This is a genomic window from Agrococcus sp. UYP10 (genome assembly GCF_040547205.1).
In the GTDB taxonomy this organism is placed as follows: domain Bacteria; phylum Actinomycetota; class Actinomycetes; order Actinomycetales; family Microbacteriaceae; genus Agrococcus; species Agrococcus jenensis.
The window spans coordinates 230,065-243,129 of the sequence record NZ_JBEPPG010000001.1; the positions used below are offsets into that span (position 1 = coordinate 230,065).

Consider the following 13,065-nt stretch of genomic DNA (forward strand, 5'->3'; position numbering starts at 1 on the left):
GTCAGCGTCCCTCTCTGTGCGCCGCAGCCACGGGGGCAGCGGGTCCCGCGCCGGTCTCGGCGAGCGAGACCGCGTCGAGCACGGCATCCGCCCCTCGGCCCAGCAGGATCGTGTAGTGGTTCGTGTGCTCGACGTCCCGCACCGCGAGCTCGGGCAGCCGCGACGTCCATGTCGCGAGCCACTCGTCATCGTAGAGGCCGGGTGCCTCGTCGAAGAGGCCGCGCGGGCTGCGCAGCAGCCGCATGGGCACGCGCAGCGCCTGCAGCGCCTCGGCGTACCCGCCGCGCCCGTCGAGCTCGACGAGGTTGGCGATCACCGCGTCGGGCGTCGCCGACGGCCGGAGCGCACCGTCGACGTCGACGAGGTCGTAGTCGACGTACTCCTCGATCGCCTCGTTCCAGTACGGCCCGAAGGCGGGATGCTGGCGCCAGAAGTCGCGGTACGCCTCCGCTGACGGGAAGGTGCGGCGCAGCCGCTCGATGGCGGGCCCCAGCACGTCCTCGGGGCTCACGTCGTCGGCCGCGGGCCGCAGCGGCACGCCGCCGTCGATGAGCACGAGCGCCTCGACGAGCTCGGGGTGCGCGGCGGCGAGCCGCACTGCGACGTACGCGCCCATCGAGTGGCCGACGACGATCGCGCGGGCGAAGCCGGCCGCGGCGATCGCCGCGGCGACGTCCTCGGCGTGCTGCTCGAGCCCGTACGGGCCCGGCAGCGCGCGGGAGCCGCCGCGACCGCGCAGGTCCATCGCCAGCACCGGTGCCGACAGGCGCGCGGCGACGTGCGCGAAGGAGCGGTGGTTGGCGGTGATCCCGTGGATGGCGACGACGGGCGTGCCGGACGCATCCGGCCGCCAGAGGGTCGCGATGAGCTCGCCGCCGTCGACCGCGACGCGCAGCGGCCGCGCGTCGGCGTGCTGCTCGTGCTGTGCCTGCTGCTCGCTCATCGGGCGCTCCACCCGCCGTCCATGACGTACGACGAGCCCGTCACCATGCCCGCGTGCGGGCCGGCGAGCCAGGTGGCGAGCGACGCGACCTCCTCGGGCTCGACGAGGCGCTTGATCGCGGCCTCGGTGAGCATGACCTTCTGCAGCACCTCGTCCTCGGGGATGCCGTGCGTCTTCGCCTGATCGGCGATCTGGCTCTCGACGAGCGCCGTCTTGACGTAGCCGGGGTTGATGCAGTTCGACGTCACGCCGTGCGGGCCGCCCTCGAGCGCGGTGACCTTCGACAGCCCCTCGAGCCCGTGCTTCGCGGCGACGTAGGCCGACTTGAAGGCGGAGGCGCGGATGCCGTGGACGCTCGAGAGGTTGATGATGCGCCCGAAGCCGCGCTCGTACATGCCCGGCAGCGCCGCCCGGATGAGCAGGAACGGCGACTCGAGCATGAGGGTGTGGATGCGTCGCCACATCGCGGGCTCGAGCTCCTGGATCGGGGCGACCCGCTGGATGCCCGCGTTGTTCACGAGGATGTCGGCCTCGAGCGACAGCGACTCGAGCGAGGCGACGTCGAGCAGGTCGACCTCCCACGACTCGCCGCCGAGCTCCTGCGCGAGCGCGTCGGCCGCCGCGCCGTCGCGGTCGGCGATGACGACGGAGGCGCCCTCGGCAGCGAACGAGCGCGCGATGGCGGCGCCGATGCCCGCCGCGCCACCGGTGATGACGGCCCTGCGGCCGGAGAGCGTGCTCATGAGTCCTCCTTGACGTGCGCCGTGGCGCGCTCGGTGGTGCTGTGCTGGCTGGTGCCGTGCTGGGTCGTGGGGTCGTGGCCGGTCGCGGCGGCGGCCGTCGGTGCGGCGGTGCCGAGCGCGCGCTGCACGAAGGCCACCATCTCGTCGAAGACGTCGTCGGGCACGGGCGTCGCGCCCGAGCCGAAGGCGCCGTCGTCGCCGGTCGGCCAGAGCACGTAGCGCATGCCGATCATCTCGCCGACGCCCATGAGCGCCCACGCCGCGACCTCCGGGTCGACGTCGCCGATCTCGCCCGCGGCCCTGGCCCGCGTGAGGCCGTCGCGGTAGCCCTCGACGATGCGCTCGTAGTGCCGGCGCATCGCGCCGGGCGAGACGTACTCCGCCTCCCGCACGACGCGGTAGAGCGCGGGGTGCTCGGCCGTGAAGGCGAAGAACTCGCGGAAGCCCTCGCGCTCCGCCTCCGCGCGGTTCGCACCGCGCGCGGCGCCGTCGCTCATGGCCTTGCGCACGCGCCGGTTGAGGTCGTCGACGAGCTGCTCGAACAGGTCGAGCTTCGACGAGAAGTACAGGTAGAAGGTGCCCTGCGCGACCCGGGCGCGCTCGGTGATGCGCGAGATCGACGCCGCCTGGTAGCCCTGCTCGGCGAACACCGCCTCGGCGGCCGCGAGCAGCTTCGCCTTCGTCTGCTCGCCGCGCTTCGTCCTCGGCTCGTTCATCGCGCCTCCGCCCTGGCCGCCTCGAAGGCGGCGATGAGCGCCCGGCGCAGCGGCTTGCCGCTCGTCGTGCGCGGGATGCCGTCGACGACCTGGAAGCGCTTGGGGTGCTTGAAGTCGGCGAGCCTGCCGTCGAGGTGCGCGTGCAGCGCCGCGTCGTCCGCGGGCTCGGCAAGCACGACCCACGCGACGAGCTCCTCGCCCCAGCGCTCGCTCGGCACGCCCGCGACGGCCGCGTCGATCACGGCCGGGTGCTCGAGCAGCGCGAGCTCGACCTCGATCGGCGCGATCGACTCGCCGCCCGACCGCACGATGTCCTTCACCCGGTCGACGATGCGGATGCGGCCGCTCGCGTCGCGCGCGACGAGGTCCCCCGTGCGCAGCCACGGCCCGAAGCTCGCCGCTGCGGTCGCCTCCGGGTCGCGGAAGTAGCCCTGGAAGACCGCGGGGCCGCGGACGAGCAGCTCCCCCGTGCCCGCGCCCTGCTCGACGCGGCCGTCGACGAGGAGCGCGACGTCGACGTGCGGGTAGGGGCGCCCGACGGTGCCCGCGTCGCTCTCGTCGCGCGTGAGCGCGACGTTCGGGGCCGCCTCGGTGAGGCCGTAGCCCTGGCGCACGACGATGCCCGTGCGGGCCAGCTGCTCGGAGGCCCGCGGGTCGAGCATGCCGCCGCCCACCACCGCCGTGCGCACGCTCGAGAGGTCGCGCGCCTGGAAGTCGGGGTGCTGGATGAGCGCGCGGAACGTCGTGGGCACGCCCATCGTCGCGGTGACGCGGTGCCGCTCGATGAGGGCGAGCGCGCGTCCGGCGTCGAAGGTCCGCTCGAGCACGACGCACGCGCCGACCCACCAGGCGAGCAGCGGCTGCACGTTCCAGCCCGCCACGTGGTGCTGCGGGAGCACCTGCAGCACGATGTCGTCCGGCGTGAGCGGCGTCGCGCGCGAGAGCGAGAGGTTGGCCCACGCGCAGTTCGCGTGGCTGAGCACGACGGCCTTCGGCGCGCTCGTGGTGCCCGAGGTGAAGAGCATGAGCAGGGCGTCGTCGTCGCGGGGCGCGGCGGCGGCGACCGGGTGCAGCGCATCCGGCACCGACGACTCCGCGCCGGCGGCGCCGAGCGCGGTCGTGGGGATGCGCGCCGGGGCCGCGTCGCCGAGCCGCTCGAGCGCTGCCTCGGCGACCGGCCGGTGGTCGTCCTCGACGAGCAGCAGCGAGGGGTCGGCGATCCGCAGCTGCGCGGCGAGCTCGCCGGCGGTCAGGCGCCACGAGAGCGGGACGAGCACCGCGCCTGCCTTCGCGCACGCGAACAGCAGCACGACCTGGTCGGCGGTCGAGCCCGTCACCGTCGCGATGCGGGCGCCCAGGCCGTGCCCGGCCTCCCCGAGCGCGTGCGCGAGCGCTGTGGCCCGCGCCTCGAGCTCGCCGTACGAGACGACGACGCCGCGGTCGACGATCGCCGCCCGCGCGGGCTCGATCGCGGCGCGGTCGGTCGTCCACCGGCCCAGGGTGAGCGGGCCCGGCGTCCCCGGACCGTCCGTGCGAGCGTCGTCGACCATGCGCCTAGGCTTCCATGTCCTGCAGCACCGCGGGCTCCCCCGCGTCGCGCCGGCCGCCGCGCCGCCGCGTGACGCGGTGGGCGATGCCGACGATGCCGCCGGGCGCGAACATCACGACGAGCACGAAGAGCATCCCGAGGATGAACAGCGGCTCGGACAGCGGGATGCGCAGCACGTCGGGCAGCCCGGCGATCGCGTCGCTCGAGGCGAGCGCCGCGAGCCGCTGGTCGAGCAGCGTGTAGACGATGCCGCCGACGATCGCGCCCCAGCGGTAGCCGACGCCGCCGAGCACGACGATCACGAGCAGGGTGAGGGTGAAGTCGCTCGTCGAGATGCGCGGGGTCGCGCTCGACTGCAGCAGCATGAAGCCCATCCCCGCGACCGCGGCGAGCACCGCGGCGGCCGAGAAGAGGAACAGCCGCACGAGGTAGGGCCGCAGGCCCAGCACCGTCACGCGCAGCTCGTTCTCGCGCGCGGCCGCGACGACGTGGCCGAGCCGCGAGCGCTCGACCCACACGCACGCGAGATAGACGATCACGAGGATGGCGAGCGCCAGCCAGTAGAGGTTGCGGGTGTTGACCACGCCGACGAGCCAGTCGGGCACGACGGCGACGGTGAGGGTGACGCCCTCCTCGCCGCCGGTGAGGCCGCCGACGTTGCGCCGGATCATCACGTTCATCGCCTGGGCGATCGCGAGGGTCACCATCGCGAACGAGATGCCGCTCACCCGCAGCGCGAGCGCGCCCACGAGGTTGCCGAGCACGAGCGCGACGACGAGCGTGAGGACGATCGCGAGCAGGAAGACGGCCTCGCTCGGCATGCCGGTGGGCGCGAGCAGCCGCAGGATGATGCCGAGCCCGTACGCACCGGCGGCGAAGAACATCGCGTGGCCGAACGACAGCATCCCCGCGACCCCGAAGATCAGGTGGTAGCTGAGCGCGAGCGCGGCGATGAGCATCGCGTACGCGAGCACCGTGAGCGTGCCGGGCGTGTACGTGGGGCCCGGCAGCACGCCGGGGATGTCGATCGCGAGCAGCGGCAGCATGGCAGCGACCGCGATGACGACGGCGCCGACCGCGATGCGGCCCCAGCGGGACGCGAGGCCCCGACGGGCGGAGGCGAGGAACGTGTGCATCGTCATCCCCTAGTGCGTGACCTTGCCCATGAGGCCGGTCGGTCGGACGAGCAGCACCGCGGCGAGCGCGAGCACGACCGCGAGGTCGCCGGTGCCGCCGAGGTAGAAGTTCGCGAACTGCTGGATGACGGCGACGAGCACCGAGGCGATCGCGGCGCCCGACAGCGAGCCGAGCCCGCCGATCACGGTCACGATGAAGGCGTAGATGAGCAGCGACGTGCCCTGGTGCGCGCCGACCTGGCCGTAGTACACCGAGGCGAGCACGCCCCCGAGCCCCGCGGCGGCGCCGCCGATCGCGAAGACGATCGTGAACGCGCGTCGCACGTCGATGCCGAGCGCGGTCACCATCGTGCGGTTCTCGACCCCTGCGCGGATGACGAGGCCGTAGCTCGTGCGCTGCAGGAACAGCACGATGAGCGCGAGCACGACCGCCGCGGAGCCGATGAGCAGCCAGCGGTCGTTCGGGATGTTCGCGCCGAGCACGTTCGTCGTCTGGCCGAGCCACTCCGGCAGCCGGATCTGGATCGGGTCGGTGCCCCAGATGCCCTCGAAGAGCGCGACCGAGGCGAGCCCGAGCCCGACGGTGACGAGCACCTGCTCGATGTGCCGGTTGTAGAGCGGGCGGATGAAGACGAGCTCGGTGATCGCGGCGACGAGCGCGCCGACCACGAGCCCGACGAGCATGCCGACGAGCAGGCCGCCCCAGCTCCCGTCGCCCACGCGGCGGCCGACCTCCCAGCCGAGGAAGCCGGCGAGCGTGAGGAACGAGCCGTGGGCGAAGTTGAGCACCCCCATGAGCCCGTAGATGAGCGAGAGGCCGCTCGCCACCAGGAAGTAGAGGGCCCCGAGCCCGACGCCGGTGATGAGCAGGAGCAGGACGGTGGTCACGCGGCCTCCTGGTCGGTCGCGACGCCGAGGTGGCGGTGCACGAGGTCGGAGTCGAGGAACTCGGCGGCCGGGCCGGTGTGCACCACGCGGCCGCCCGAGAGCACGACGACGGTGTGCGCCAGCGCCCGCACGACCTGCAGGTTCTGCTCGACGAGCAGCATGGGCGTGCGGTCGGCGGCGGCCTCGAGCGCCGTCGTGACGGTGCCGACGATGAGCGGCGCGAGCCCCTTCGTCGGCTCGTCGACGAGCAGCAGGCGATTCTCGTTCATGAGCGCGCGCGAGAGCGAGACCATCTGCTGCTGCCCGCCGGAGAGCGTGCCGGCCTGCTGCTTGGCGCGCTCGATGAGCTCGGGGAAGAGCTCGGCGACGATCGCCCGGTTGGGGGCGCCGCCGCGCTCCGCGAGCCGCAGGTTCTCCTCCACCGTGAGGCCGCCGAAGACCTCGCGATCCTCGGGCACGTAGGCGATGCCGCGCTGCACGATGCGGTGCGTGAGCAGCCCGTCGATGCGGGCGCCTGCGAACGTCACCTCGCCGGTGCGCTCGGTGAGGCCGAGGAGCGCCTTGATGGTCGACGACTTGCCGACGCCGTTGCGGCCGAGCAGCGCGGTGACGCCCTGCTCGGCGACGTCGAACGAGACGTCCTCGACGACCTGCTGGCCGCCGATGTGGGCGTCGAGTCCGCGGACGGTCAGGATGGCGCTCACACGGACTCCCCGAGGTAGGCCTTCTGCACAGCCGGGTCGGCCATGACGGCCTTCGGCGTGTCGATGGCGAGCAGCTCGCCGTGGTGCATGACCGCGACGCGGTCGACGAGGCCGAGCAGCACCTCCATGTGGTGCTCGACCATCAGCACGGTGCGGCCGGAGCGATGCAGCGTGCGGATGACCTCGACGAGCCCGGCGACGTCACCGGAGCCGACGCCCGCCATCGGCTCGTCGAGCAGCACGACCCGCGGCTCGGTGGCGACGAGCATGGCGATCTCGAGCTTGCGCTTGTCGCCGTGCGAGAGCACGCCCGCGGTGGTGCCGCGGTGGTGGTCGAGCCCGACCTCCTCGAGGCAGCGCAGCGCGACGCCGCTCGCCTCATCGTCGGCGCGCGGGAACCGCCAGGGGCTCGTCGCTCCCCCGAGCCTCGCCTGCGCCGCGAGGCGCACGTTCTCGCCCGCCGTGAGGCCGGCGAAGACGCTCGAGGTCTGGAACGTGCGGCCGAGACCGGCTCGCGCCCGCTGGTGCACCCGCTGACCGGTGACGTCGTCCCCGCCGAGCAGCACCCTGCCGCTCGTCGGGACGGCGACGCCCGAGATGATGTTGAACAGCGTGGTCTTGCCCGCGCCGTTGGGGCCGATGACCCCGATCATCTCGCCGGTCGCGACCTGCATCGTGACGTCGCGCAGGATCCGCGCACCGCCGATCTGCAGCCCGACGGCGTCCAGCTCGAGCGCGGGCCGGTCGGCCCTCACTGGCCCGCGACCGGGGGCGCGACCATCTCGGCGTCGATCGCCTGCACGAGCTCCGGCGCCCACGTGCCGCCCTCGTCGACGAGCCGCACCTGGAACATCGGCTGGATGAGCGCGTGGTCCTCGGCGCGGATCGTGAGCTCGCCCTTGACCGACTCGAAGGTCCAGCCCTCGAGCGCGGCGATCATCGCGTCGACGTCGCCGCGTCCCTCGGTGATCGCGTGCACGAGCATCTGCGCGCCCACGAAGCCGTCGACGGTGAAGAGGTCGGCCTCCTGCCCCGCCTCCTCGAGGAACGCGTCCATCGCCTGCGCGGGCTCGGTGTCGGTCGCGCCCGGGAAGTAGTGGTTGAGGAACTGGATGTCGGCGGAGCCGGGGCCGTAGGCCTGGTACGACGCGCGGTCGGCGAGGCCCGTGACGACGGTCGTCGACTCGAGCACCTGCTGCTGCGCGAGCGCCTCCCACATCGCGCCGGTCGTCGCACCGGCCCACGCGACGAAGACGAGGTCGGGCGAGGCCGCGGAGATCTGCTGGGCGAAGGGGGTGAACTCGGTCGCGTCCTCGGCGACCAGGATGGGCGTGACGGTCGCGCCCTCGCCGCCGAGCACGGCCTGCACCGAGGCGACGTTGCCCTGGCCGAACGCGTTGTCCTGCGCGAACACGACGATGTTCGAGCCCTCGACGCTGTCGAGGAAGGTCGCGGCGGTCGCGACGTCCTGCAGCGTCTGCCTGCCCGAGCGGAAGGTCTGGTCGTTGACGCCCGTGATCGCGTCGGCCGCGGCGGGGCCGGAGAGGAAGAGCGTGTTGTTCTGCGCCGCCTGCTCGGCGACGGCGAGCGAGACGCCGGAGGCCGCGGAGCCGCCGATGATCTGGAAGCCCTGGCCGATGACGTCCTTCGCCTGCGTGACGGCGGTGTCGGGGTTGCCCTGGTCGTCGATCCACTCGATCGTGAGGTCGATGCCCTCGATCTCGCCGGTGCCGTCGGTGGCGTAGTCGAGGCCGGCCTCGAAGCCCTGCTGGTAGCTCTCGCCGTAGGCGGCGAGCGGGCCGGTGATCGACGTGATCATGCCGACGTTGACGGCGACGCTCTCCTCGCCGCCGTCGCTGCTCCCGGCGGAGGGGGCCGGTGCGGTGGTGGGCGCGCACGCCGTGAGCGCGAGCGCAGCGAGGGCGATGCCCACGCCGGCGAACTTCGTTGTCCTGCGCATGAGTTGCCTTTCGAGCAGTGCGAGCCTCAGCTGGCGCATGCTCGGCGGGCGAGCGAGCACTCCGTCGTGCGGCTTCACGGTGACCATAACCTGACAGGTGGTTCAGGTTTCAGGTCCAGCATGCGACGAGGCGCGCCGCGTGTCAAACCGCCGCCGCCACCGTGACCGGATCGTGATGATCGGAGCGGGGGGGGCGGCTGCCGCGCGAGCTCGGCTCGCGACGGGTGGCCGCAGCTGCGACAGGTGGGCGAGCCCACGACAGGTGGGGCTGCTGGCCCACCCCTCGCGAGCAGCGCCACCCGTCGCCCGAGCGGCGCGACCCGCTCAGCGGAAGGTGTCGAGCGCCGCGGCGAAGCGCGCCGGGTCCGCGCGCGTCGCGTCGGTCATGAGCAGGGCCGAGGTGCCGATCCGTCGGGTGTGCTCGCCGTGGCACGGGATCGTGACGATGCGGGTGAGCCCCGCTCGCCACGCCGGGATGAGCGCGCCGAGGGCCTTCAACTCGGGCTCGTCCTCGTGCCGGTGCGACCAACCCCGCATGAGGCGATCGACGTGCCGCTCGTTCCAGCCGAGGAAGCTGACGTCGAGCGCACTGCCGCCGAAGCGCATCGCCCAGCGCGGTCCGAGCAGCCGCTCGAACAGCTCGTGCCGCTCCGAGGACCCGAGCGCTGCACGATCGATGGCTTCGAGCAGCCCCGGCTCGATCCCGCTCCCCGCATGGCGCAGCGCGCCGCCCCAGAGCTCCGGCCACGCCGCCTCCCAGACCGCCGCATCCGGAGTCGTGCCCTGGGTCGCGGGCGCGTCGACGAGCAGCGGCGGCGCGTCGCCGGCCGGCTGCAGGCCATAGGCGTCCCGGATCCACAGCAGCTCCAGGAGGAACGTGGGGTGGTCGTCGATCGTGATCGCCATGTCGTCGGGCCAGCGAGGATCGATCCCCCAAGCGCTCAGCTGCATCGCCCCTCCGCTCTCCGGGTGGCGCCAGTGTCGCATGCGCGGCCGCGACAGCGAGAGGGACCCGATCCCGGCTCGCGGACCCCTGATCTCGGGTCCGCGAGCCGGGAACGGGTCCCCCGGCAGCGTGCCGTCAGCGGGCGAGCTCCGACCACCGGTCGTCGAGCCGGTCGAAGCCGGCGTCGATGCCCTCGGCCATGCCGCTCGCGTAGGCGCCGTCGCGCATCTCCTTCGACGCGTAGGTGATGACGGTGCGCATCGTGGTCACGCCATCCGCCTCGACGAAGGTGACGACGTTGTCCGTGGGCGGGAGCTCCATGCCGCCCATCGCGGACCCGCCCATGTGCTCGGTGCTGACGAGGCGGTGCGGCTCCTCCGCTTCGAGGATGTCGCCGTGGATCTCGAGCTCGCCCTGCGCGTCGACCCACACCCAGCGGAACGAGCCGCCGGTGCGCATGTCCATCTCGCACACGGGGAACTCGGTCTCGGGGTTGGGCCCGAGCAGCCACGTGCGGACGATCTCGGGGTCGGTGTAGGCCCGCCAGACCTCGGACGCCGGCGCGGTGAAGGTGCGCTCGTAGGCGATCGAGGTGTCGTCGGGCATGCTGAACTGGGTCTTCATGATGGCTCCTTGTCGGTCCCCGACGTGAGGTGCGCCTCGAGGCGGTCGAGTCGGGCGTCGACCTCCTCTTCGAACTGCGAGACGAAGACGGCAGCCCGGATGAGCGGCGCGAGCTCGATGATCCGGTGGATGCGCTGCGCGTCGCGCTCGGCGCGGATCAGCCCGGCCTCCTCGAGCACCTTGCAGTGCTTCGAGACGGCCGGCTGGCTGAGCCCGGCGAGCGCGGTGAGCTCGGTGACGGTGGCAGGGCCCGACCGCAGCCGCAGCAGGATGCGGCGGCGCGTGCGGTCGGAGAGCGCGGCGAAGATGCGGTCGAGCGCCTCGTCGTCGAGCCCGTGCGCCATGTCCACCACCTCTGTCCATCACCTCTTGGTTCTATAACTAGTTGGCAATGTACGGCGACGCCGCGGCGGATGTCAACCCCGGGTGTCGGATCCGATCGGTGCGGACGGCGGCGCCTCGCGCGCCCTGCCGGCTGCGGCGTCCGCGCATCCGCCGACCACCGTCTCGAGCGGACCGCGGGCACCGGCGCTCGCGAGCAGCGCTCCCAGCGCGATCGCGATGGCGACCTGCAGCGCCCATGCGAGCCATCCGGCGGCGAGCCAGCCCGCCGGCCCCTGCGCGAGGGGCACGAGCGCCGAGAGCAGGGTGACGTGCACGACGTAGATGGAGAGCGGCGCGGCGCCGGCTGCGCGCAGCGGCTCGATCGCGCGGGCCGAGCCGCGCGGCAGTGCGATCACGACCAGCGACAGCAGCGCGATCACCAGGAGCGCGATGCCGACGGTGCGGGCGATGTCGGCGGGCGTGCCCGTGTGCGGCGCGGCGAGCAGCTGCCAGACGGGCTCGACGCCCGGGACCGCGCCGTAGCCGTTCGCGAGCAGGTCGTCACGGGCGAGCTCCGGCCCGCCCGGGTACCGCGCTCCGATGAGCCGCAGCCCGAGCTCGCTCGCGGCGACGCCGAGCGCGACGAGGACGGCGCCGACGCCCGCGAGCACGAGGAGGGCCGGGCGCTCCCGGCTGCGGGACCGCGCCGACGTCAGCGACCGGGCGACGAGCATCCCGATGAGCAGGTAGACGAGCCAGACGAGCGCGGGGTAGACGCCCGTGAGCGCGATGTCCTGCAGCGTCCCGGGCGGGTCTGCCACGATCGTCACGATCGAGCTCGTCTCGGGGAGCACGCCGAGCCGATCGCGCGCGACGGCGACGAGCCAGCCGACCGAGCCCGCCAGCACGAGCGCGACGGCGGCGACGGCCCAGGTCGGCAGCAGCAGGAACACGGATGCCGCCGCGATCGCGAGCCCGAACGGCGCGAGCACGACGTACACGGCCGAGGCGATCGGCGCGAGCAGCAGCCCGAGCACGAGCACCACCAGTCCGCGCGCGACGGTCGCCCGCACTGCCGCGGCCCGCTGCCCGGCCTCGAGCCGCGATCGCGCGGCGAGCGCGACGCTGACGCCGCCGAGCACGGCGAAGAGCGTCGACGGCGGCCCGTCGATGAGCGCGACGACGCCGGGTCCCGGCTCGGGCTCCGCGAAGGCGAGCGTGTGCGACGCCATCATCCCCGCGACGGCGACGAGCCGTGCGAGGTCGATGCCCACCCACCGCGCGGAGCCGCTCACCCGTCCATCGTCCCGCATCGCCGCCTCCCGAACCCTCGAGCTTCCCCGAACGGCGGGTTTCGCGGCGCAGAACCCGCACTAGAGGGAAGTTCGGCGGACGGGGCGGTCAGTCGCGGTGCGAGTCCTTCTCGAGCCACTTCTCGGCGCGGTGCTCGGCGATGACGCGGCGCGCCGTGCCGGTCTTGGAGCGCAGCACGAGCGACTCGGTGCGGATCAGCGGACCCTTGCGGCGCACGCCGTCGAGCAGCTGGCCGTCGGTGACGCCCGTGGCGACGAAGTAGGTGTTGTCGCTCGAGACGAGGTCGTCGAGCGCGAGCACGCGGGTGAGGTCGTGGCCCGCGGCGATGACCTTGCGGTGCTCCTCGTCGCTCTGCGGCGAGAGGCGTCCCTCCATGAAGCCGCCGAGCGCCTTGATCGCGCACGCGGTGATGACGCCCTCGGGCGTGCCGCCGGCGCCGGCGCACATGTCGATGCGGCTCTCCCAACGGGATGCGTTGATGCCGCCGGCCACGTCGCCGTCGCGCATGAGGCGCGTGCCTGCGCCTGCCGCCCGGATCTCCTCGATGAGCTCGGCGTGCCGCGGGCGGTCGAGCACGGCGACGACGATCTCCTCGACGTCGCGGCGCTTCGCCTTCGCGAGCTCGCGGATGTTGTCGCCGATCGACTGCTCGAGCGAGATGACGCCGATCGCCTCGGGCCCGGCGACGAGCTTGTCCATGTAGAACGCGTCGACGGGGTCGTACATCGTGCCGCGGTCGGCGACGGCGATGACGCTGAGCGCGTTCTGGCGACCGGCGGCGGTGAGCGAGGTGCCGTCGATCGGGTCGACGGCGATGTCGCACGACGGGCCGCGGCCGTTGCCGACGTGCTCGCCGTTGAACAGCATGGGCGCCTCGTCCTTCTCGCCCTCGCCGATGACGATGACGCCGTCGAACGCGACGGTCGCGAGGAACGTGCGCATCGCATCCACCGCCGCGCCGTCGGCGGCGTTCTTGTCGCCGCGGCCGATGAACGGCACCGCGCGGATGGCCGCGGCCTCCGTCGCGCGGACGAGCTCCATCGCGAGGTTGCGGTCGGGGTTGTCGAAGACGGGGGCCTTCTGCGAGTCGAGCTGCTGCGCCACGGGTGCCACGGTGTCCTCCATCGGTGAGCCTGCTTCGAGCGTAGTGAGGGGATGCGTCGGACCCGCCACCCGGGCGCCGAAAGTCCCGCGGTTCCTTCGCCGACGCGAAAGGCC

The 13,065-nt window shown here is 73.2% G+C and carries 14 protein-coding genes; all 14 read right to left on the bottom strand.

Annotated features, from left to right (window positions below):
- Position 1 precedes the first annotated feature (1 nt).
- Positions 2–943 (bottom strand): alpha/beta fold hydrolase, encoded by a 942-nt coding sequence (locus tag ABIB37_RS01130; protein WP_354255642.1) that lies wholly within the window; start codon positions 941–943, stop codon positions 2–4.
- Positions 940–1,686 (bottom strand): 3-hydroxybutyrate dehydrogenase, encoded by a 747-nt coding sequence (locus tag ABIB37_RS01135; RefSeq protein WP_354255644.1) that lies wholly within the window; start codon positions 1,684–1,686, stop codon positions 940–942. Before ABIB37_RS01135 ends, ABIB37_RS01130 begins: the two co-directional genes overlap by 4 nt.
- The gene (locus tag ABIB37_RS01140; RefSeq protein WP_354255647.1) at positions 1,683–2,402 is read right to left on the bottom strand and encodes a TetR/AcrR family transcriptional regulator; all 720 of its coding nucleotides are present in this window, start codon (positions 2,400–2,402) and stop codon (positions 1,683–1,685) included. Before ABIB37_RS01140 ends, ABIB37_RS01135 begins: the two co-directional genes overlap by 4 nt.
- Positions 2,399–3,952 (bottom strand): class I adenylate-forming enzyme family protein, encoded by a 1,554-nt coding sequence (locus ABIB37_RS01145; protein WP_354255650.1) that lies wholly within the window; start codon positions 3,950–3,952, stop codon positions 2,399–2,401. The genes ABIB37_RS01140 and ABIB37_RS01145 overlap by 4 nt, the downstream gene beginning before the upstream one ends.
- 4 nt (positions 3,953–3,956) lie before the next feature.
- Positions 3,957–5,093 carry a branched-chain amino acid ABC transporter permease gene (locus ABIB37_RS01150; RefSeq protein ID WP_354255653.1) on the bottom strand — a complete coding sequence of 379 codons (1,137 nt, stop codon included), beginning with the start codon at positions 5,091–5,093 and terminating at the stop codon, positions 3,957–3,959.
- 3 nt (positions 5,094–5,096) lie between these two features.
- Positions 5,097–5,975: a branched-chain amino acid ABC transporter permease gene (locus ABIB37_RS01155; protein WP_354255656.1), complete on the bottom strand. Its 879-nt coding sequence runs from the start codon at positions 5,973–5,975 to the stop codon at positions 5,097–5,099.
- On the bottom strand, positions 5,972–6,679 hold the full coding sequence (locus tag ABIB37_RS01160; RefSeq protein ID WP_354255659.1) for an ABC transporter ATP-binding protein: 708 nt from the start codon (positions 6,677–6,679) through the stop codon (positions 5,972–5,974). Before ABIB37_RS01160 ends, ABIB37_RS01155 begins: the two co-directional genes overlap by 4 nt.
- A complete protein-coding gene (locus ABIB37_RS01165; RefSeq protein WP_354255662.1) occupies positions 6,676–7,434 on the bottom strand; it encodes an ABC transporter ATP-binding protein in 759 nt (252 codons plus the stop codon). Before ABIB37_RS01165 ends, ABIB37_RS01160 begins: the two co-directional genes overlap by 4 nt.
- The gene (locus ABIB37_RS01170; protein WP_354255664.1) at positions 7,431–8,639 is read right to left on the bottom strand and encodes a substrate-binding domain-containing protein; all 1,209 of its coding nucleotides are present in this window, start codon (positions 8,637–8,639) and stop codon (positions 7,431–7,433) included. The genes ABIB37_RS01165 and ABIB37_RS01170 overlap by 4 nt, the downstream gene beginning before the upstream one ends.
- Before the next feature lie 324 nt (positions 8,640–8,963).
- Complete coding sequence (locus tag ABIB37_RS01175; protein WP_354255667.1) at positions 8,964–9,590, bottom strand: hypothetical protein; 627 nt, start codon at positions 9,588–9,590, stop codon at positions 8,964–8,966.
- Between the two features lie 130 nt (positions 9,591–9,720).
- Positions 9,721–10,209 carry an SRPBCC domain-containing protein gene (locus ABIB37_RS01180; RefSeq protein ID WP_354255670.1) on the bottom strand — a complete coding sequence of 163 codons (489 nt, stop codon included), beginning with the start codon at positions 10,207–10,209 and terminating at the stop codon, positions 9,721–9,723.
- The gene (locus ABIB37_RS01185) at positions 10,206–10,553 is read right to left on the bottom strand and encodes an ArsR/SmtB family transcription factor (protein WP_354255673.1); all 348 of its coding nucleotides are present in this window, start codon (positions 10,551–10,553) and stop codon (positions 10,206–10,208) included. The genes ABIB37_RS01180 and ABIB37_RS01185 overlap by 4 nt, the downstream gene beginning before the upstream one ends.
- 72 nt (positions 10,554–10,625) lie before the next feature.
- Positions 10,626–11,828 (bottom strand): acyltransferase family protein, encoded by a 1,203-nt coding sequence (locus ABIB37_RS01190; RefSeq protein WP_354255676.1) that lies wholly within the window; start codon positions 11,826–11,828, stop codon positions 10,626–10,628.
- 106 nt (positions 11,829–11,934) lie between these two features.
- Complete coding sequence (gene glpX / locus ABIB37_RS01195; protein ID WP_123697349.1) at positions 11,935–12,972, bottom strand: class II fructose-bisphosphatase; 1,038 nt, start codon at positions 12,970–12,972, stop codon at positions 11,935–11,937.
- Between the last annotated feature and the right edge of the window lie 93 nt (positions 12,973–13,065).

Bases quoted from the DNA above. Each gene is read 5' to 3' on its own strand.
- ABIB37_RS01180 (WP_354255670.1), bottom strand. From the start codon at position 10,209: ATGAAGACCCAGTTCAGCATGCCCGACGACACCTCGATCGCCTACGAG.
- ABIB37_RS01135 (WP_354255644.1), bottom strand. From the start codon at position 1,686: ATGAGCACGCTCTCCGGCCGCAGGGCCGTCATCACCGGTGGCGCGGCG.
- ABIB37_RS01145 (WP_354255650.1), bottom strand. From the start codon at position 3,952: ATGGTCGACGACGCTCGCACGGACGGTCCGGGGACGCCGGGCCCGCTC.
- glpX (WP_123697349.1), bottom strand. From the start codon at position 12,972: ATGGAGGACACCGTGGCACCCGTGGCGCAGCAGCTCGACTCGCAGAAG.
- ABIB37_RS01175 (WP_354255667.1), bottom strand. From the start codon at position 9,590: ATGCAGCTGAGCGCTTGGGGGATCGATCCTCGCTGGCCCGACGACATG.
- ABIB37_RS01150 (WP_354255653.1), bottom strand. From the start codon at position 5,093: ATGACGATGCACACGTTCCTCGCCTCCGCCCGTCGGGGCCTCGCGTCC.
- ABIB37_RS01130 (WP_354255642.1), bottom strand. From the start codon at position 943: ATGAGCGAGCAGCAGGCACAGCACGAGCAGCACGCCGACGCGCGGCCG.
- ABIB37_RS01170 (WP_354255664.1), bottom strand. From the start codon at position 8,639: ATGCGCAGGACAACGAAGTTCGCCGGCGTGGGCATCGCCCTCGCTGCG.
- ABIB37_RS01140 (WP_354255647.1), bottom strand. From the start codon at position 2,402: ATGAACGAGCCGAGGACGAAGCGCGGCGAGCAGACGAAGGCGAAGCTG.
- ABIB37_RS01185 (WP_354255673.1), bottom strand. From the start codon at position 10,553: ATGGCGCACGGGCTCGACGACGAGGCGCTCGACCGCATCTTCGCCGCG.